The 19,616-nt window shown below is 73.4% G+C and carries 14 protein-coding genes; 5 read left to right on the plus strand and 9 right to left on the minus strand.

The window, feature by feature from the left end; translation table 11 throughout:
• Positions 1-67: 67 nt before the first annotated feature.
• On the minus strand, positions 68-6,535 hold the full coding sequence (locus tag ACH35V_RS25780; RefSeq protein ID WP_395975764.1) for an amino acid adenylation domain-containing protein: 6,468 nt from the start codon (positions 6,533-6,535) through the stop codon (positions 68-70).
• 292 nt (positions 6,536-6,827) lie between these two features.
• Here ACH35V_RS25780 and ACH35V_RS25785 point away from each other — a divergent pair, with 292 nt between their 5' ends.
• Genes ACH35V_RS25785 through ACH35V_RS25800 form a run of 4 tightly spaced genes read left to right on the plus strand, consistent with a single transcriptional unit; the run spans position 6,828 to position 12,151 of the window.
• Positions 6,828-8,081, plus strand: a complete 1,254-nt coding sequence (locus tag ACH35V_RS25785; protein WP_395975766.1) for a cytochrome P450 — start codon at positions 6,828-6,830, stop codon at positions 8,079-8,081.
• 31 nt (positions 8,082-8,112) lie between these two features.
• Complete coding sequence (locus ACH35V_RS25790) at positions 8,113-9,867, plus strand: fatty acyl-AMP ligase (RefSeq protein WP_395975768.1); 1,755 nt, start codon at positions 8,113-8,115, stop codon at positions 9,865-9,867.
• Between the two features lie 22 nt (positions 9,868-9,889).
• The gene (locus ACH35V_RS25795; protein ID WP_395975770.1) at positions 9,890-10,195 is read left to right on the plus strand and encodes an acyl carrier protein; all 306 of its coding nucleotides are present in this window, start codon (positions 9,890-9,892) and stop codon (positions 10,193-10,195) included.
• A 21-nt stretch (positions 10,196-10,216) separates the two neighbouring features.
• Positions 10,217-12,151 (plus strand): ABC transporter ATP-binding protein, encoded by a 1,935-nt coding sequence (locus ACH35V_RS25800; protein WP_395976286.1) that lies wholly within the window; start codon positions 10,217-10,219, stop codon positions 12,149-12,151.
• Here the strand turns inward: ACH35V_RS25800 and ACH35V_RS25805 are convergent.
• Positions 12,126-13,283 carry an acyl-CoA dehydrogenase family protein gene (locus tag ACH35V_RS25805; protein WP_395975772.1) on the minus strand — a complete coding sequence of 386 codons (1,158 nt, stop codon included), beginning with the start codon at positions 13,281-13,283 and terminating at the stop codon, positions 12,126-12,128. The two genes, ACH35V_RS25800 and ACH35V_RS25805, sit on opposite strands and share 26 nt — an antisense overlap.
• A 77-nt stretch (positions 13,284-13,360) precedes the next feature.
• Between ACH35V_RS25805 and ACH35V_RS25810 the strand changes: the two genes are divergently transcribed.
• Positions 13,361-14,062 (plus strand): MerR family transcriptional regulator, encoded by a 702-nt coding sequence (locus tag ACH35V_RS25810; protein ID WP_395975774.1) that lies wholly within the window; start codon positions 13,361-13,363, stop codon positions 14,060-14,062.
• A 21-nt stretch (positions 14,063-14,083) separates the two neighbouring features.
• Here ACH35V_RS25810 and ACH35V_RS25815 read toward each other — a convergent pair whose 3' ends face one another.
• The 7 genes from ACH35V_RS25815 to fdxA form a co-directional block, all read right to left on the minus strand.
• Positions 14,084-15,625: a polyamine aminopropyltransferase gene (locus ACH35V_RS25815; RefSeq protein ID WP_395975776.1), complete on the minus strand. Its 1,542-nt coding sequence runs from the start codon at positions 15,623-15,625 to the stop codon at positions 14,084-14,086.
• Between the two features lie 74 nt (positions 15,626-15,699).
• Positions 15,700-16,155: a DUF350 domain-containing protein gene (locus ACH35V_RS25820; RefSeq protein ID WP_395975778.1), complete on the minus strand. Its 456-nt coding sequence runs from the start codon at positions 16,153-16,155 to the stop codon at positions 15,700-15,702.
• A 10-nt stretch (positions 16,156-16,165) separates the two neighbouring features.
• Complete coding sequence (locus tag ACH35V_RS25825; RefSeq protein ID WP_395975780.1) at positions 16,166-16,603, minus strand: DUF4247 domain-containing protein; 438 nt, start codon at positions 16,601-16,603, stop codon at positions 16,166-16,168.
• Complete coding sequence (locus ACH35V_RS25830; RefSeq protein ID WP_395975782.1) at positions 16,593-17,213, minus strand: DUF2617 family protein; 621 nt, start codon at positions 17,211-17,213, stop codon at positions 16,593-16,595. Before ACH35V_RS25830 ends, ACH35V_RS25825 begins: the two co-directional genes overlap by 11 nt.
• 2 nt (positions 17,214-17,215) lie before the next feature.
• Positions 17,216-17,842, minus strand: coding sequence for a DUF4178 domain-containing protein (locus ACH35V_RS25835; protein WP_395975784.1), 627 nt, complete (start codon positions 17,840-17,842; stop codon positions 17,216-17,218).
• 164 nt (positions 17,843-18,006) lie between these two features.
• Positions 18,007-19,092 (minus strand): succinyldiaminopimelate transaminase, encoded by a 1,086-nt coding sequence (gene dapC, locus ACH35V_RS25840; protein WP_395975786.1) that lies wholly within the window; start codon positions 19,090-19,092, stop codon positions 18,007-18,009.
• A gap of 137 nt (positions 19,093-19,229) precedes the next feature.
• On the minus strand, positions 19,230-19,556 hold the full coding sequence (gene fdxA / locus ACH35V_RS25845; protein WP_131963938.1) for a ferredoxin: 327 nt from the start codon (positions 19,554-19,556) through the stop codon (positions 19,230-19,232).
• Positions 19,557-19,616 lie beyond the last annotated feature (60 nt).

Consider the following 19,616-nt stretch of genomic DNA (forward strand, 5'->3'; position numbering starts at 1 on the left):
GGCGACCGTCCGGCCTGACGCATGCCCAGCCCCGGCCTGACGCGTGCTCGGCCCGGCCGACGCGTGCTCAGCGCGATCGCATCGGGCGGAGCGGCGGCCTGGTCTCCCGCTCCTCGCCGCCGCGGCCCGCGAGCCAGGCCGCGAGGGCCACCGGCGTCGGCCGGTCGAACAGCTCCTGGATCGGCAGCTCCTCGCCCAGCAGCCCGCGCACCCGGCTGACCAGCCGCGTCGCGAGCAGCGAGTGCCCGCCGAGGACGAAGAAGTCGTCCTCGACGCCGACCGCGGGCAGCCCGAGGATCTCCGCGAACGCCGTGCACAGCGCCTCCTCCCGCGCGTCGGCCGGGCGCGGGCCCGCGCCCGCGGCGGCCGCGCGGTCCGGGGCGGGCAGCGCGGCACGGTCGAGCTTCCCGTTGGCGGTCAGCGGCAGCGCGGCGAGCGGGACCACGGCGGCGGGCACCATGTGCGGCGGGAGGCTCTCCGCCGCGAACCGCCGGACCGCCTCCGGCAGCCCCGCGCCGGCGCCGTCCGCGCCGTCCGGGACGGCGCCGTCCGGGACGACGTACGCGACGAGGCGCGGGTCGCCAGGCACGTCCTCCCTGACGGCCACCACGGCCCGCGCCACGGCGGGGTGGCCGGCGAGCACCGCCTGCACCTCGCCTGGCTCCACCCGGAACCCGCGGATCTTGACCTGGTCGTCGGCGCGGCCGAGGAACTCCAGGAAGCCCCCGGCGGTCCAGCGGGCGCGGTCGCCGGTGCGGTACATCCGCGTCCCGTCCTCGAACGGGCAGGCCACGAAGCGTTCCGCGGTCAGGCCGGGACGGCCGCGGTAGCCGCGCGCCAGCTGCGCGCCGGACACGTACAGCTCCCCCGGCACGCCGGTCAGCACCGGCCGCAGCGCGTCGTCGAGCACGTACACGGCCGTGTTGCCCACGGGCGTGCCGATCGGCACCGTCCCGCCGAGGACGGACGCGTCGTCCAGCCGCCCGGTCACGACCCCGATGGTGGTCTCCGTCGGGCCGTAGTGGTTGAAGACCGGCAGGTCCCCGGCGGCCTTGAGCAGCCGCTCGACCCAGCCGGGCGGGGCCGCCTCGCCGCCCAGCACCAGCGCGCCCGCCGGCAGCAGCCAGCCGAGGTCCGCGGTGGCGCCGAGGGCCGCGAGGTGCGACGGCACCGCCTTCATGAAGTCGATGCGGTGCCGGGCCAGGTACCCGGCGACCGCGACGGGGTCGGTCACCGCGGCCGCGTCCAGCACGTGCAGTTCCCCGCCCGTGGTGAGGCTGGCGAACACGACGGTGTTCCCGAGGTCGGTGGTCGCCGGCTGGAGCAGCGCGTACCGTCCGCCCGCGCCGCCGAAGCCCACCCGCCGCGGGACGTGCCGCGCGTAGTTCGCCAGGTTCCCATGGGTGATCTCGACGCCCTTCGGCCGCCCCGTGGAGCCCGAGGTGTAGATGACGTAGGCGAGCCGTCCTGGCCCCGCCGCGGAGTCGGGGGGCGTCGCGGGCCGCGCCTCCAGCGCCGCGGCCACCGCCGGGTCGTCCAGCGCGACGGTCCTGACCCGGCCGGTGACCGGCATGTCGTCCAGGACGTCCGCCGTCCCGACCAGCACCGCGGCGCGGCTGTCGGCGAGCATGTACGCGGTCCGCGCGGCGGGGTGGGCCGGGTCCAGCGGCAGGTAGGCGGCCCCGGCCCGCCACACGCCGAGGATCGCGGCGATCATGTCGACGCCGCGCGGCAGGCAGAGGCCCACCACCGATTCGGGCCCGACGCCGATGCCGCGCAGGTAGTGCGCGAGCCGGTCGGCTCGTCCGTCCAGCTCCCCGTAGGTGGTCTTGGCGCCGCCGCTGACGACGGCGACGGACGCGGGCGTGCGGGCCGCCTGCGCGGCGAACAGCCCGGGCACCGTGACGCCCGGCGCCGCCGGGCCGGCCGCCGGGGCCCCGGCGCGGTTCCACCCGTCGAGGATCCGGCGGCGTTCGGCCGGGTCGAGGACGTCCACCGCCATGAACGGGGTGCGTGGCGCGCCGGCCAGCGCGGTGACCAGGTTGTCCAGGCAGGTGTGCAGCATGTCGAGGACGCGGGCGGGGCCGGCGGGGGCGAGCGCGTCGACCGTCACGTCGAAGCCCGTCCCGGTGTCCCTGATGATCAGGGTGACCGGATAGTTGGTGCGCTCCGTGGCGGTGCGCAGCCGGACTCCGGGCAGCCCGATGTCGGGCTCACCGGCGAAGTGGTCGCGCCGGTAGTTCACGATCGAGGTGAACAGCGGGCTGCCGGGCGGCACGGCGCTCGCCTTCTGCGCCAGCGCGAGCGGCGCGTGCTCGTGTTCGAGCAGGCCGGCGAGCTGCTCCCGGACGCCGTCCAGCGCCGCGGCCACGTCCTGGCCGCCTCCGCGCACCCGCATGGGCAGGGTGTTGAGGAACAGGCCGGGCACGCGGTCCGCGCCGGGCCCGGCGTTCATCCGCCCCGCCAGCACCGTGCCGAACACGACGTCGTCGCGGCCGGAGAGGGCGGCGAGCACCCGCGCCCAGGCGAGGTGGCAGAGCGTGGCCGGGCTCACGGCCAGCGCCGCCGCCAGGTCGCGCGTCCGCGCGGCGAGACGCTCCTCGACCGGACGGCGGGCGCGCTCCACCGCGGCGCCGTCGCCGTGGACGTCCAGCAGCCCGAACGGCGCGGTGGTCTCGGTGACGTCGCCCAGCAGTTCGGCGAAGTGGCGTTCGTGCTCCGCGCGCGGCGTGCCGAGCCGCGCCTGCGCCACGAAGTTCCGGAACGGCGGCGGCGCGGGCAGCAGGTCGCCGCGTCCCGCCGCGAACTCGCGGACCTCCTCGACGAGCACCCGGAGGGCCGTGTGGTCCTGGACGATGTGGTGGATGCTCAGCAGGGCGAGGAACTGACCGCCGCCGTCCGGTTCGGCGGCCGCGTAGGCGCGCATCAGCGGGGCGCGGTCCAGCGGCATCGGCGAGTCTCCGGCGGCGAGGAGCTGGTCGACCGGGTCCCGGCCGGGCGCGGGCGCGAGCCGCTGGAGCGGGAGGTCGACGCTGCGCCACACCACCTGGACGGGTTCCCGCAGCCCTTCCGAAACGATCGCGGTGCGGTAGATGTCGTGCCGTTCGACGACGCGGCGCAGCGCGTCGAAGAAGCCCTCCAGCAGTTCTTCGGAGTCGAACTCCAGCAGCGCCGACCGCTGGTAGACGTCGGCGTCGCCGTCCCCGCGCGCGAGGTGGTGGAAGAGGATCCCCTCCTGGAGGGGCGCCAGCGGGTACACGTCGGCGACGTTGCGGGCGCCTCCGTCGACGCCGGCGACGACCCGCTCCAGCTCGGCGTCGTCCAGGTCGGCGAGCGGCAGCATGTCCGGGGTGAGCACGGCCGCGTCCGCGGGGATGCGGCGCTCCGGGACCGCCACCGGCTCCGGCCCGGCGACCGCGGCGAGACCGGCCGGGGTCGGCGTCAGGAACAGCGCCCGGACGGAGACCGAAACCCCGCGCGTCCGCAGGTGCTCGACGAGCGCGACGGCCGACAGCGAGTTCCCGCCGAGCGCGAAGAAGTCGTCGTCGGGCCCGATCGCGTCCAGCCCGAGGACCTGCGCGAACGCCGCGCACAGCAGCTCCTCCTGGACGCTCGCCGGGCCGCGCCGCCCGCCCGCGCCGCCCGCGCCCGCCGCGCGGTCCGGGGCGGGCAGGGCCCTGCGGTCGAGCTTGCCGTTCGCGGTCAGCGGCAGCTCGCCGAGGACGACGAACGCGGCCGGGATCATATGGCCCGGCAGGCGGCGCGCCAGGTGCTCCCGCACCCGTTCCGGAAGCCCCGCCTCATCGGCGCCGCCCCCGGGGACGAGGTAGGCCACCAGGCGCGCCTCCCCTGGCTCGTCCCGCCGGGCGACGACGGCGGCGCGGGCCACCTCGGGATGGGCGGCGAGCGCGGCGCCGACCTCGGCGGGCTCCACCCGGAAGCCGCGGATCTTCACCTGGTCGTCCGCCCGGCCCGCGAACCCGAGCCGCCCGTCGGCGCCCCAGTGCGCCAGGTCCCCGGTCCGGTACATCCGCTCGCCCGCGACGAACGGGCACGCCACGAACCGCGCGCCGGTGAGGCCCGGACGGTTCACGTAGCCCCGCGCCAGGGCGGCCCCGGCGACGTACAGCTCGCCCGTCACCCCCATGGGCATCGGGCGCAGCGCCGCGTCGAGGACGTAGGCGCGGGCGCCGCCGATGGGCGTGCCGATCGGGACGGCCCCGTTCTCGGCGTCGCGGGAGGTCAGCCGGGTGGTGGTGACGCCGATGGTGGCCTCGGTGGGGCCGTAGTGGTTGTAGACCGCCCGGTCCCCGGCCGACTCCAGCAGCTCGCGGACCCACGCGGGCGCCGCCGCCTCGCCGCCGAGCACCAGCGACCGCGCCGGCAGCACGCCCCCGGCCCCGGACCTCGCGGACAGCGCCGCGAGGTGCGACGGGACGGCCTTGACGTGATCGATCCGGTGATCGGCGAGGTAGCCGGACACCGCGTCCGGGTCGAGCAGCAGGTCCCGGTCCAGGACGTGCAGCTCGCCGCCCGTGGCCAGCGAGCAGAACAGCATCGTGTTCCCCAGGTCGGTGGCCTGCGGCTGGAGCAGCGCGTACCGGCTCCCCGCGCCGCCGAGGCCGAGCCGTTCCCGCGCCGCCGCCACGTAGTTGGCCAGGGAACCGTGCGTCACGGCGACGCCCTTGGGCACGCCGGTCGAGCCGGACGTGTAGATGACGTACGCCAGCGCGGCGGGGTCCGCCGGAGCTACGTCCTCCCTGTCCTCTGCGGCAGCCGAATGCGCGTCCTGCGGGGTGACGACCGGGATACGTCCGGCCGGGAGATCGTCCACGGCGTCGGCGTCGGCGATGAGCAGGACGGCCCTGCTGTCGGCGAGCATGAACGCGGTCCGCTCCACCGGCTGCGCCGCCTCGATCGGCAGGTAGGCCGCGCCGGCCCGCCACACGCCGAGGATCGCCGCGATCATGTCCGCTCCCGGCGGCAGGCACAGCCCGACGACCGTCTCGGGCCCGGCCCCGGAGGCCGCCAGGTAGCGCGCCAGCCGTCCGGCGCGGGCGTCCAGCTCCGCGTACGACACCTCGCCGCCGCCGGTGACCAGCGCGGTCCGGTCCGGCGTGCGGACGGCCTGCGCGGCGAACAGGTCGGGGACGGGCGCCCTGGACGGTGCCGCGCCGGTGTCGTTCAGCGCGTGCACGACCCGGAACCACTCGTCCTCGTCGAGGAGCGCGGCGTCGCCCACCCGGTCGTCCGGCGACGCGGCGGCGATCCAGTCCATGATCCGGCGGAAGCGCCGCAGCAGGTCCGCCGCCGCGGCCGGATCGCGCCGGCCGCGGTCGGCGTCGACGTCGATCTGGATCCGGGACTCGGGCGAGCGGTCGTACACGGCGATCCGCCGGTCCGCGGTCGGCCCCTGGGTGAGGTTCCGCACGGCCGCGCCGGCGGCCCCGAACCGCGGCGGGCGGCCGAAGCCCATGACGTCGACGATCAGGCCGCACAGCGGGGCGCCGCCGTCCATCCCGAGGTCCCGCGCCGCGTCCTCGTACCGGTACCGCTGGTGCCGCAGGCCCGCGCCGATGGCCGTGCCCACCCGCCGGACGGTCTCGGCGACCGTCAGGCCGGGCGCGACCGCCACCCGGACCGGCATGACGTTCGCGGTCATGCCGGGCGCCTCCCGCTCCCGCCGCCCGGCCCGGCCGGGGACGGAGATCCCGAGGACGACGTCCGAGGCGCCGGTGACGCGGTGCTCGTGGACGGCCGCGGCCGCGCACGCGAGCACGGCGAAGCTCGTCCGGAGGCGCCGGGCGGCGGCGCGCAGCCGGGCGGACCCGTCCAGGTCGAGTTCGGCCGACGCGCGCAGCGGGGCGCCCGACCCCGTCCGGACGTCTCGCCCGCCTCGTGGCGGGGGCTCGTCCAGCCCGTCGAGGGCGTCGAGCCAGAACTCCCGGTCGGCGGTGAAGTCGGCGGAGTCGCGGTAGGCGCGGTCGGCGTCCACCAGCACCGAGAACGGCTCGAAGGCGGGCGCGTCCGGCTCGGCCCCCGCGAGGAGCGCCGAGTACGCGCCGGCCACCCGGGCGGCGATCAGAGCGCCGCCGTGCGCGTCCATGATCAGGTGGTGGGCGCGGTGGTACCAGAGGATCCGGCGCTCGCCCAGCAGGAGCACCGCGCAGGCGAAGAGCGGACCGCCGTCCAGCGGGTCGACGGGACGGGCCAGCTCCGCCCGCATCCACCGCTCCGCCGCCGCCCGCGGGTCGGGGTCGGCGCGCACGTCCACGACCCGCACATCGAGGTCGGCGGCGTGGTCGAGGTACTGGCGCGGGGCGCCGTCCACCATCCGGAACCGCAGCCGGTAGGCGTCGACGCCGCCGAGCACGTGCCGCAGGGCCCGGACGAACAGCTCCGGTTCCACCTCGCCGCCGGGTTCCGCGCATTCGGCGATGTTGTAGACGCCGTCGTCCGGCGCGACCTGCTGGGCGTACCAGAGGCCCGACTGGGCGGACGTCAGCTCCCACATCGCGGATTCAGCGCCGCTCATCGGCCCTCGCCACCCCGCCGGAACACAATTCCGTCGTCGAGATCTTTAATGGAATGGGCACAACCCGTCCTCTCCAGCAATGAATGAGGCAATGAGGCTCGGCCAGAGGTGTCCTGAATCCTTTCAGGGCGTCATCCTCGCCAGCGCCCGCTCATTGCGTCAATGTATGGGCGCCATAACGGATCGCCGTTCAACTGCCGCAGCGCTGAGGTTGAACACCCGGCGCTTTCAAAAGCGCCGGAACCACGGGTACCGTCGGCGCTCGTCGGCCTCAACGGGAGTGGATCTGGTGATGAGCGGAACCGCCGCCGGGAACGGGGAAGCGGCGCAGGCGGACCGTCCCGCGTTACCGGACGAGATCGCCGAGCTGACCGATCTGAGCAACCGGGAGGACCCCTACCCGTACCTCGGCAAGCTGCGCGAACGCTCGCCCTACCGGCCCTTCGAGAATCTCGTGGTGGTCGGCCGGCACGCGCAGATATCGGCGCTCCTGCGCGATCCCGCGATGAGCGCGGCGCGGCACCGGGCCGCGTCGTCGCCGACTCCGCACGGGCCGCGCACCCGCAATTTCCTCCATCTCGACCCGCCCGAGCACACCCGCTACCGGCGGCTGGTGGCGGGCGCGTTCGCGCGCCGGAAGGTGGAGGACCTCGCGCCGCGGATTCGTGAAATCGCGCTGGACCTGTTCCGCGGAACCGCCGAAACCGGGACGCTCGAAATCATCGACGATCTCGCCTATCCGCTGCCGCTGCGGGTGATCTGCGAGCTGCTCGGCGTCCCGTTCGAGGACAGGCCGCTCCTGCAGAACTGGTCGGCCACGCTGTCCACGGCCCTGGAGCCGCCGCTCGGCCCGTCCGCCGGACGCATGCCGACGGACGCCGCACGCGCCCGCGCCTCGTTCGTCGTCTACTTCCAGAAGCTGATCGAGGAACGCCGCGCGGAGCCCCGCGACGACCTCATCTCGCACCTGCTGGGCGTCGAGGAGGACGGGCAGCGGCTCGACGACTACGACATCCTCGCGACCTGCGTGCTGCTGCTCAACGCGGGCCACGAGACGACCGTCAACCTGATCGGCAACGCCGTCCTCGCGCTGCTGCGCCATCCGGAGCAGTTCGGCCGGCTGCGCGCCGATCCCGCGCTCGCCCCGGCCGCCGTCGAGGAGGTCCTGCGCTACGACGCGCCCGTCCAGATGACCACGCGCGTGGTCCGGCAGGACAGGCTGCTCGGCGACACGACCCTGCACGCGGGCGACACGGTCCTGCTGCTCCTCGGGGCCGCCGGCCGCGACCCCGACGTGTATCCGGACCCGGACCGGTTCGACATCGGCCGCCCGCACACCGCCCCCCACCTGGCGTTCTCCGCGGGCCCGCACTTCTGCCTCGGCGCGGGCCTGGCGCGGCTCGAGGTGGCCGTCGCGCTCGAACTGTTCGGCGCCCTCCTGGTCCGGCCGCGGCTGCGGCCGGGCGGCACCGCCTACAAACGCAACCTGAACCTGCGCGGACCGGCGAGCCTCCTGGTCGACGTCGACGGCGTCCGCACCGGCTGAGCACCGGAGGACCGAGACCGGAGGACGAGACATGCCCCATACCCTGGCCGACGCCCCCGACCTGGTGACGCTGTTCCGCGAACGGGTCGCGGAACGTCCGGACGCCGAGGCCGTCGCGTTCCTCGCCGACCCGTCCGACGTCGCCGGCGGCATGGCGCGCTGGTCGTACGCCAGGCTGGACGAGGAGGCCCGCGGCCGCGCGGCGTGGCTGCGCGACCGCCTCGCGCCCGGGTCACGCGTGCTGCTGCTCCACCCGAGCGGTCTGGAGTTCGCCGCGGCCCTCCTCGGCTGCCTGTACGCCGGGATGATCGCCGTCCCGGCGCCGCTGCCGGGCCGGTACCGGCACCACCGCAGGCGGCTCGCGGCGATCGCGGGCGACTCCGGCGCGGCGGCCGTCCTGACCACGGCCCGCGACCTGGACGAGGTGCGCGGCTGGATGGCGGAGGCCGCCGCCGAGCTGCCCGCCGCCGCCGGGACGCCCTTGGGCGAGGGCAAGCTGCCCGTGGGCGCGGGCGACGAGCCGGGCTTCGGCGACCCGCGGGGCTGGGAGCCCGTGCCGCCGGACCGGTCGGCGACGGCGCTGCTCCAGTACACGTCCGGGTCGACCGGCGCGCCCAAGGGCGTCGTCATCCAGCACGACCAGGTGCTGTTCAACGCCGCCGAGGGCGTCCGGGAGCTGCGCTGGCACGGGCACGCGGGCGGCTGGCTCCCGCTATACCACGACATGGGGCTCAACCAGCTGCTCTGGCCGCTGCTGAACGGCGACCGGTGCGTGCTGATGGAGCCGTCCGCGTTCGTCCGGCGGCCGGCGCGGTGGCTGCGGCTGATCGACGTCCACGACGTGCACATGTCATTCGCGCCGAACTTCGCGTTCGAGCTGTGCGTCCGGAAGGTCCGGGACGAGGAGCTGGCCGGGCTGGACCTGTCCCGCTGGCATCTGGCCGGATGCGGCTCCGAGCCCATCGACCCGAGGGTCCTCGACGCGTTCGCGGACCGGTTCGCGTCCGCGGGGTTCCGCCGGGAGGCCCTCGCCCCCGTCTACGGGCTCGCGGAGGCGACCGTGTACGTGTCGGGACGTCCGGGCAGACCGCCCGTGACCCGCCGGGTGGACCTCGAAGCGCTCGCCGCGGGCGCCTTCACCCCCGCCGCGCCGGGACGCCCCGCCCGCGAGGTCGTCAGCTGCGGCGCCCCCACCGGCACCTGCGAGATCCGCATCGTCGACCCGGCGTCCCATGAGGTGCTGCCGGAGGGGCGGCTCGGCGAGATCTGGCTGCGCGGCCGGAGCGTCTCCCCCGGCTACTGGGGACGGGACGACAACGCCCCGATCTTCGCCGCCGTCACCGCCGGCGGGATCGGCGGCCACCTGCGCACCGGCGATCTCGGCACGCTGCACGAGGGCGAGCTCTACGTGCACGGACGGCTCAAGGACATGATCATCGTGCACGGCCGGAACGTCTACCCGCAGGACGTGGAGCAGGAGCTGCGCGCCCGGCATCCGGAGCTCGGCAAGGCCGGCGCCGTGTTCGGCGGCCCGGACGCCGCCGCCGCGGAGTCCGCGGTGGTGGTCACGCACGAGGTCGCCGGCGTCCCGGCCGACCGGCTGCCCGCGCTCGCGGCGGAGATCCGGCACACGGTGGGCCGCGAGTTCGGCGTCGGCGTCGCCGCCGTCGCGCTGCTCAAACCCGGCAGCGTGCCGCGGACGACGAGCGGCAAGGTGCGCCGCTCGGCGATGCGGGACCTCTTCCACGAGGGCCGGCTGACCCCCCTCTACCAGGACGCGCACTAGTTCCCTCACCCGGAGGACCCTCATGCACGATGCGACCACCGACGATCTCCGCGCCGAGCTGCGGGACTGGCTCTGCGCCTACCTGGCCGAGGAGCTGCGGCTCCCGGCCGGGTCGATCGACCCGGCCGAGCCCATGTCCGCTTACGGCTTGGACTCCGTCCGGGCCATCGCGCTGCTGACCGAGGTCGAGGACCACGTGGGCTTCGAGATCGACCCGAACGCCTTATGGGAGTTCCCGACGGTGGCGTCCTTCGCCGAAATGCTCGCCCAACAGGCCCCGTCCGGGCAGGGCGCCGCCGGGCAGGGCGCCGCCGGGCAGAGCGGCTGAGCGGCGAGTGATCCCGTGGCGATGATGGGCGGCCCGCGCATGGGCCCGACGCGGCTGAACCTCGATGACTCGATCACCCGCCAGAAGGTCAGGCCCGGGACCGTGCGCCGGATCGTCCCCTACGCGCTGCGGTACCGCTGGTCGCTGGCGGCGGGCCTGCTCGCCACGGCCGTGCACGCGGTCATCACGGCGGCGAGCCCGCTGCTGCTCAAAGTGATCATCGACGACGGGATCATGCCGCGGAAGCGGGAGGTCGTGATCGGCCTGGCCGCCTTCATCGCCGTCCTGGCGGTCGTGGACGCGCTGGCCATCTACACCCAGACCTGGTTCTCCGGCCGCGTCGGGCAGGGCATCGTCTATGACCTGCGCTGCAAGGTGTTCGGCCACGTCCAGCGGCAGCCGCTCGCGTTCTTCACCCGCACGGAGACCGGCGCCCTGGTCACCAGGCTCAACACGGACGTGATCGGCGCGCAGCAGGCGGTCACGACGCTGCTGTCCCAGACGGTGTCGACCCTGCTGACGCTGCTCCTCGTCCTCGCCGCGATGTTCTACCTGTCATGGCAGATCACCCTGGCGGCGCTGGTGATGATCCCGTTCTTCCTGCTGCCCGCCAAGCTCGTCGGCCGGCGGCTGCAGCGCCTCACCCGCGAGGGCATGCGGCTGAACGGCGACATGGGCTCGCTGATGAACGAGCGGTTCAACGTGTCCGGCGCGATGCTCGTCAAGCTCTACGGCCGCGCGGACGACGAGACGGACGCGTTCGGCGGCAAGGCGGCCCGGGTCCGGGACATCGCCGTGACCACGAACGTCTACGGCCAGCTGCTCTTCATCATCACCACGCTGATCACGGCCCTGACCACCGCCCTTGTCTACGGCCTGGGGGGCAGCCTGGCCATCGCGGGCACCCTTGAAATCGGCACTCTCGTAGCGATGCTGACGCTGCTGCTCCGCCTGTACGGGCCGATCAACCAGCTGTCCAACATGCAGGTCCAGGTCATGATCGCGCTTGTCAGCTTCGACCGCGTCTTCGAGGTCCTGGACCTCAAGCCCCTCATCGCCGAACACCCCAAGGCCCACCCGCTCCCGGCCACCGCCCCCGCGGCCCCGGACATCGAGTTCGACCAGGTCAGCTTCCGCTACCCGTCCGCCGACGAGATCTCCCTGGCCTCCCTGGAGTCGATCGCGCTGCGCAGACGGGAACGGAACGGCGACCCGGAACGGCGCGGCAACCCGCAGGTCCTCGGGGAAGTCAGTTTCCACGCGCCCGCGGGCAGCCTGACCGCGCTGGTCGGCCCGTCCGGCGCGGGGAAGACCACCGTGACCCACCTCGTCCCCCGCCTGTACGACCCCACGTCCGGGACGGTCCGGATCGGCGGCCAGGACGTCCGCGACGTGACCCTCCGCTCCCTCCACGACACCGTCGGCGTCGTGACGCAGGACGCGCACATGTTCCACGACACGATCCGCGCCAACCTCCTCTACGCGCGCCCCGACGCGACCGAAAGCGACCTGGCCGAGGCATGCGACGCGGCCCGCATCTGGGAAACCATCTCAGCCCTGCCCGACGGCCTCGACACGGTGGTCGGCGACCGCGGCTACCGCCTCTCCGGCGGCGAAAAGCAGCGCGTCGCAGTCGCACGCCTACTACTCAAGTCCCCGCCGGTAGTCGTCCTGGACGAAGCCACCGCGCACCTGGACTCCGAGTCCGAGGCAGCGATCCAGCGCGCCCTCAAGACCGCCCTGGCCGGACGCACGTCCCTGGTCATCGCGCACCGCCTGTCCACCATCCACGAGGCCGACCAGATCCTCGTCCTCGACGGCGGCCGCATCCGCGAACGCGGCGCCCACGGCGACCTCCTCGCCGCCGGCGGCCTCTACGCCGACCTGTACCGCACCCAGTTCGCCGCCCACCCGGCCAACGGCGCCGGGGCTACACCCCGACGGAGCGGCCGATGATCTCCTTCATGATCTCGGTGGTGCCGCCGAAGATGGTCTGGATGCGGACGTCCTGGTACGCCTTGGCGATGGGGTACTCGGTCATGTAGCCGTAGCCGCCGTGGAGCTGGACGCACCGGTCCACGACCGTCTTGAGGAGTTCGGTGTTCCAGTACTTGAGCATCGCGGCCTCTTCGGCCGACAGCTCGCCCGCGCCCTCCTTGACGATGCACTGGTCGGTGAACGCGCGGGTGACGGTCAGCTCCGTCTTCATCTCGGCGAGCGTGAACCGGTTGTGCTGGAACTTCCCGATGGGACGGCCGAACGCCTCGCGGGTCTTGCAGTAGTCGAGGGTCTGCTCGAACGCGGCCTCGGCGGCGGCCTGCGCGGTGGCGCCGATGGACAGGCGTTCGCGGGCGAGGTTCTGCATCAGGTAGATGAACCCCATGCCCTCCTCGCCGAGGAGGTTCGCCGCCGGGACGCGGACGTTGTCGAAGAACAGCTCGGCGGTGTCCTGGGCGTGCAGGCCGACCTTGTCGAGGTTGCGGCCGCGTTCGAAGCCGTCCATGCCGCGCTCGACGACCAGCAGGCTGACGCCCTTCGCCCCGGCGGACGGGTCGGTCTTGGCGACGACGATGACGAGGTCGGCGAGGATGCCGTTGGAGATGAACGTCTTCGACCCGTTCAGGACGTAGTCGTCGCCGTCCCTGGTCGCGGTGGTCTTGATGCCCTGGAGGTCGGATCCGGCGGCGGGCTCCGTCATCGCGATGGCGGTGATGATCTCGCCGGAGCAGTAGCCGGGGAACCAGCGCGCCTTCTGCTCGTCCGTGCAGAGCTGGCGCAGGTAGCCGCCGTTGATGTCGTTGTGGACGGCGAAGGCCGGCCCGTGGATCCCGGCCCGCGCCAGTTCCTCGTTGAAGATCACGTAGTAGCGGTAGTCGGGGTTGCCGCCGCCCCCGTGCTCCTCGGGCATGTCGATGCCGAGCAGGCCCGCGCGTCCGGCCGCCAGCCACACCTCGCGGGAGACGATGCCGTCCTTCTCCCACTGCTCGTGGTGCGGCGCCGCCTCCTTCGCGATGAAGGAGCGCACCATGTCGCGGAAGGCGTCGTGCTCCCCTGTATAGATGTCCCGCGTGTAGATGTCGCGTCCCATCCGGCGGTCTCCCTCGGTAAGTGCGTCCTGATACAGGATTAATGTAACACTGGCACTGTCACATAGAGGGAGGCGGGATGGAGCTCACCGTCGACGAGCTGGCCTCGCGTGCCGGGGTCACCGTCCGCACGGTCCGGTTCTACGCCGGGCGCGGGCTGCTTCCGCCCCCGAAGCTCCGCGGCCGGACGGGCCTGTACGGCGCCGACCATCTGGCGCGGCTGGAACTCGTCCGGGAGCTGCAGTCGCTCGGGCTCACGCTGTCGGCCATCGAGAAGCACCTGCGGAGGATCCCGCCGGACGCGTCCGCCGAGGACCTCGCGCTCCAGCGGGCGCTGCTGTCGCCGTGGGCGCCGGAACGCCCCGAAGAGCTCGACCGGCACGAGCTGGACCGGCGGGCCGGACGCCACCTCGACGACGACCTGCTCAAACGCCTGGAGGCCCTCGGGGTCATCGAGGAGATGCCGGACGATGTCGTCCGCGTCGTCAGCCCCGCGCTGCTCGGGATCAGCGCCGAGCTGGCCGCGCTGCCGCTGCCGCTGGAAACGCTGATCGCCTCGCACGAGGCCGTCGACCGGCACACGACCGCGCTGGCCGCCGAGCTGCAGCGGGCCTTCCAGGACACCGTCGTCCAGCCGTACCGGGAGGGCGGGCGCGCCCCGGAGGAACGGGAGCGGCTGCTGGAGATGGCCGGGAAGCTCAAGCCGCTGATGATCCAGTCGCTGGTGACGTCGTTCCAGCGGGCCGTCGACAAGGCGATCCGGCAGTCCGTGCCCGACTAGGCGCCCGCCGGAACGCCCTGGTCAGGCGTTCTTCCACTCCTCGCGCTCGTACTCGACGAGCCGCGGGTGGACGAGCGTGTTGACCTCGACGTCCCGGACGCGGCGGTCCTTCGGGAACACCGTCGCGGCCTGGAGGAGCGGCTCGTCCAGGAAACGGAGGTCGGGAGCGCCGGGCGCGAGCCTCGCTTCGGGCTTCTCCCCCGCCGACGCCAGCACGTAGCCCCAGTCGCCGAAGCTCGGCACGTCCACGTGGTACGGGGTCGTCGCCAGGCCCGCCGCCGCGATCGACTTCTCGATGCTCCAGAACGACTTCGGCGCGAAGTACGGCGACCCGGACTGGACGACCATCCGCCCGCCCGGCGCCAGCACCCGCTTCACCATCCCGTAGAACTCGACCGAGTACAGCTTCGCGGTGGACACGTCGTCGGGGTCGGGCATGTCCACGACCACGGCGTCGAACTGCTGCTTCAGGCCGCGCAGCCACGAGAACGCGTCGGCCGCCACGATCTTCACGCGCGGGTCGTCGAACGCGCGGCGGTTGAGGGACGCGATCGGCCCGTACGTCCGGGCCAGGCGCAGCATCTCCGGGTCGAGCTCGACCAGCGTCGCGGACCGGACGTCCTTGTAGCGGAGCACCTCGCGCAGCGCCAGGCCGTCCCCGCCGCCGAGGACGAGCACCCTCCCGTGCGGCCCCGACATCAGCGGGTGGACGAGCGACTCGTGGTACCGGTACTCGTCCACGGACGAGAACTGCAGGTCGCCGTTCAGGAACAGCCGCACGTCGGACGCGCCCCCCAGCGAGGCGTCCTTCGTGATGACGATCTCCTGGTACTTGGTGCGCTTCGTCAGGGCGATCGGGTCGGCGTAGAGGGCCTGCCGCGCGGACACCTCGAAGCCGTCCGCCAGCGCGTACGTCCCGCAGAGGACGGCCAGGACCGCGACCATGCCGAGCCCCAGCCCGACCCGCGTGACGCGCCCGATCTCGCGGCGGAACAGCCACAGCACGACGGCGATCCCGGCGACCGCGTTGACGACGCCGACGACCAGCGCGCCCTTGATGTGCCCGAACGCCGGGAGCAGCAGGAACGGAAACGCCAGCCCGCCGATCAGCGCCCCGACGTAGTCGGCGGCGAACAGGTCGGCGACGGCGCTGCCCGCGTCCTGCTTTCTGATCCGCTGCAGCAGCGTCATCAGCAGCGGGATCTCCGCGCCGATCAGCGCGCCGACGGCGAACGCCACCACCACCAGCGCCGGGACGTACAGGTTGAGCCACGCGAACGCCGCGTAAAGCGCCAGCACCGACACGCCGCCGGCCAGCGCGAGCGCGCCCTCCACGACGGCGAACGCCACCACCGGACGGCCCTGCAGCGGCTTGGCCGCCAGCGATCCGATTCCCATGGCGAAGACCATGACCGACAGCACGATCGACGCCTGCGTGACGGAATTGCCGACGAGATAACTGCCGAGCGCGACCAGGGCCAGTTCATAGACCAGCCCGCAGGCCGCGCAGGTGAACACGGCGGCGAGGACCAGCGTCCGCGCCGCCCTGGCCGGGACGCGCAACCGCCCCGACTCCTCCGGGGCGGACGGCTCCGCCGGGGAAGGGGCCGGGGCGGCCTCGTCCAGGTCGCGGGCCGTCAGGAGACCGCCCCGGCCACGATCGCGGCGACGCCGAGGTCGGCGGCGGCGACCACCCACCCGGCCGGGTGGATCCCGCCGGCGACGCCGCCCGGTGCGGCCGCGCCGCCGCCGTCGACGAGCGTCGCGCCGAGCTTGCCCGGCGTGGTCACGTCGAGGAGGAGGAACGCGACGATCATCAGCACGATGCCGATGCCGCCGAAGACCGCCGTGTCGATCAGGCCGTCGCTGAGGTCGTCGTCACTGGTGATGATCGCGGTGGTGACGATCGCGCCGATGCCGAGGAGCTTCGCCGACAGCAGCAGCGCCGCGCCCCGGTTCCCCTCGGTCCAGATCTGCTTGCCGAGCCGGCCGGGTGTCGTCACCTCCACCACCAGGTAGCCGATCGCCATCAGCGCGATGCCGACCGCCCCGTAGGCGAAGGTGGCGCCGATCTCGTCCAACAGGTCGTCCATCAGTTGCTCCTTATTTGCCCGACCCTGGCCCGCCGCCGCGGAAGGACGCGGCGCCCGCGCTCGTCCAGCCGTGACTCCCGGGACTGGCCCAGCGGCCGCTGACATGGGAGTAGTAGCGGTTGTAGCCGCTGCGGGGTGTGTCGACCGTGATCCGGCTTCCCGTCCCGTTCGGCAGGACGCCGACGACCAGCTGCGGGTAGCGCAGGAAGATCCCGCCCGCCGCGCCCCTGGCCGCCAGATTGTCCACCCGGTCGATCGACCTGAACTTCTTGTTGATCTCCGTGGCCACGGCCGGCGGAGCCTTCGGGGACCGGTAGGTGCCGGCCCCCATCTTCTTGTACTTGTCGCCGATCCAGGACTCGGTGGAGGTGCTGCCGCAGCCCCCGAGCGCCAGGACGGTCACGAGGGCGGCGCACGCGCCGCCGATCATCCGGTGTCTACTGTTCACTTGGCCTCACCAGCCGGCTCCGCGTCATCACGATCTCCCGGGTCTGCGGATAGGCGTGCCACGTCCGCCAGCCGATCCCGGTCTCCTCCAATGCGGGGGTCTCAAGGTCGGAGTTGTCCGCCGCCGCGGCACGCTCGGCCGGGCCGCGCTTCATGGCGCCGCGCCTGAAGGCGCTTTGCTCTAGGGCACTGCCCGCCCGGACGGTACGTTCCAGGGCGAGCGCGGTCACGGCGTGCCGGGAGCCGGGGAAGTCCCCGGTCAGGGCGTCGCCGCGGTCCGCCAGCCGCGCGCACACCGCCTCGACGGCGCGGCAGAACGCCGTCCCGTCGCTGAGGGCGGCCGTCGTGGCGGCGAACTCGTACGTCCAGCCGGGCACGTCGGTGCTCGCGCGTCCTGGCAGCGGCTCGGCGGCGCCGGGCAGGCATGCCACCGTCTCGCTGAGCGGCCCGGCGATGACCTGGTGGGACGCGCCCAGAAGCCGCAGCTCCACGGTCAACCCGGCCCGCTCGACCGGCAGGACGGCGAGCGCGTCCAGCGGCGGCAGGCCGAGCGCGAACGACAGCGCGTCGGCGCGCGCGTCCGCGTAGGGGGTGTCGAGGGTGGTCCGCAAGGTCAGCCACCGCTGCCGGGGTAGATCGTCATCGACCCGGTCGGGACGCGCTCGCCGAGGCCGGCCTCCCAGCGGCCGCCGCCGTACTGCTCGAACGACAGGTATTTTCCGCGCGGGCCCTCGTAGTCGACGTACTCGACGCGTCCCTGGACGCCCACGCCGGTGGTGCCCTCGCTGGTGTAGTCGGCGGTGCCGTGCTCCTCGCGGCGGTACTCGACGTCCTCGACGACGATGGTCCGCTCGCCGGGGGTGAGGTCGCCGATGTCGTACTCCGTCCACCAGACGACCTCGAGGTCGGGGTCCTCCTCGACGGAGATCCACACCTTGGCGCCCTCGATGGTGTCGGCGTCCAGGAGGTGCTCGCTCCAGGTGAAGCCGCCCTCCTTCAGCCGCAGCGAGCCGCGCACGAAGTAGCGGGTGCCGAGGTACTCGACCATGTCGCCGGCCTTCAGCGTCCGCGGGTCTCCTGACACCTCGTCCTCGGGCGCGAACGGGTCGCGCGGCGCGGCGGGCGCGGGCGCCGGGCCCGGCGCGGACGTCCCCGACCGGCGCCGCAGCAGGACGACGATCAGCACGATCAAGGCGACCAGGATCAGCGCCAGCAGGATGACTATCGCCGCTCCGCCCACGGACACCTCCATCGTTTCGTCTACAAGCCGGGCACAGACCTGCGGGATCCTACCGACTGTGGCCTCTCATGCCCATACCGCGTTCAGACGTATCAAAAGAACCTCTGGTTGCATGCGAGAACGGCGTAACCGAAACGAAATCGGCCCGCCGAAGGCAGGACGGCTCAGAGGCGGGCGACGGCGGCGGCGACGCGCTCGTCCGTGGCGGTGAACGCGATCCTGACGTGCCGGGCGCCCGCCGGGCCGTAGAACTCGCCGGGCCCGACGAGGACGCCGAGGGACGCCAGATGCGCGACGGTGTCCCAGCACGGCTCGTCCCGCGTGGCCCACAGGTAGAGGGACGCCTCCGAGTGGTCGACGCGGAACCCGTGCTTCTCGAACGCGGCCCGCAGGTCGGCGCGGCGCCGCGCGTACCGGGCCCGCTGCTCGTCCACGTGCGCGTCGTCGCCGTACGCCGCCGTCATCGCCGCCTGCACCGGAGCCGGGACGATCATGCCCGCGTGCTTGCGGACCTCCAGCAGCCGCTTGACGAGCCCGAGGTCGCCGGTGAGGAACCCGGCCCGGTAGCCCGCCATGTTGGACCGCTTCGACAGCGAGTTCACCGCGAGGAGCCCCTCGTGTGATCCTTCGCACACGTCCGGGTGCAGGATCGAGACGGGCGGCCTGTCCTCGTCCCAGCCGAACTCCAGGTAGCACTCGTCGCTGATCACGATCGCGCCGCGCCCGCGCGCCCACGCGACGACCTTGCGGAGATGCTCGGCGGGCAGCACCTTCCCGGTCGGGTTGGACGGCGAGTTCACCCACACGATCTTGGGCGAGACGGGGCCGAGGGAGAGCAGCCCGTCCGTGGCGACGGGCTCGGCCCCGGCCAGCCGCGCGCCCACGTCGTAGGTCGGGTAGGCCAGCTCGGGGAAGACGATCGTGTCGCCGGGTCCGGCGCCGAGGAGCGTCGGCAGCCAGGCGACCAGTTCCTTGGTGCCCATCACGGGGAGCACCGCGTCCGGGTTCGCGCCGGACACGCCCGCGCGGCGCCGCAGCCATCCGGCGACGGACTCGCGGAGCTGGGGCGTCCCGTAGGTCTGCGGGTACCCGGGCGCGTCGGACGCGCCCGCCAGGGCCGCCCGGATCGGCTCGGGGGTCGGGTCGACGGGCGTCCCCACCGACAGGTCGACGATGCCGTCCGCGTGCGCCAGCGCCCGCTCCTTGTACGGCGCCAGCCGGTCCCACGGAAAGTCCGGCAACGTGAACACGTCCACACTCCTGTCTGGCCTGTCTGGAAACCCGAGGGCCGTGGCCGTCCCACAAATGTGGCGGCCACGGCCCGGAAAACGACGCAGACGACCCTAGGGGACGGCCCCGCGGGGCGCGTCCCGGCGTTCCGCCGCGCTCAGTCCTCCTGGCTCTGCGGAGGAAGCGCGGCGACGATCGGGTGGTCCTTGTCGATCTTCCCGACCTTGGAGGCGCCACCGGGCGAGCCGAGGTCGTCGAAGAACTCCACGTTGGCCTTGTAGAAGTCCTTCCACTGATCAGGCGTGTCGTCCTCGTAGTAGATCGCCTCTACCGGGCAGACCGGCTCACACGCACCGCAGTCGACGCACTCGTCCGGGTGGATGTACAGCATGCGCTTGCCCTCGTAGATGCAGTCGACCGGGCACTCCTCGATGCATGCCTTGTCGAGCAGGTCCACGCAGGGCTGCGCAATGACGTAGGTCACGTCAGTGACTCCTCTCGGATTTCCGGCCCCGCCGCACGTCACGGCTCACCGCAAGCTCGC

The organism is Actinomadura sp. 1N219, from assembly GCF_044326405.1.
Lineage (GTDB): Bacteria > Actinomycetota > Actinomycetes > Streptosporangiales > Streptosporangiaceae > Spirillospora.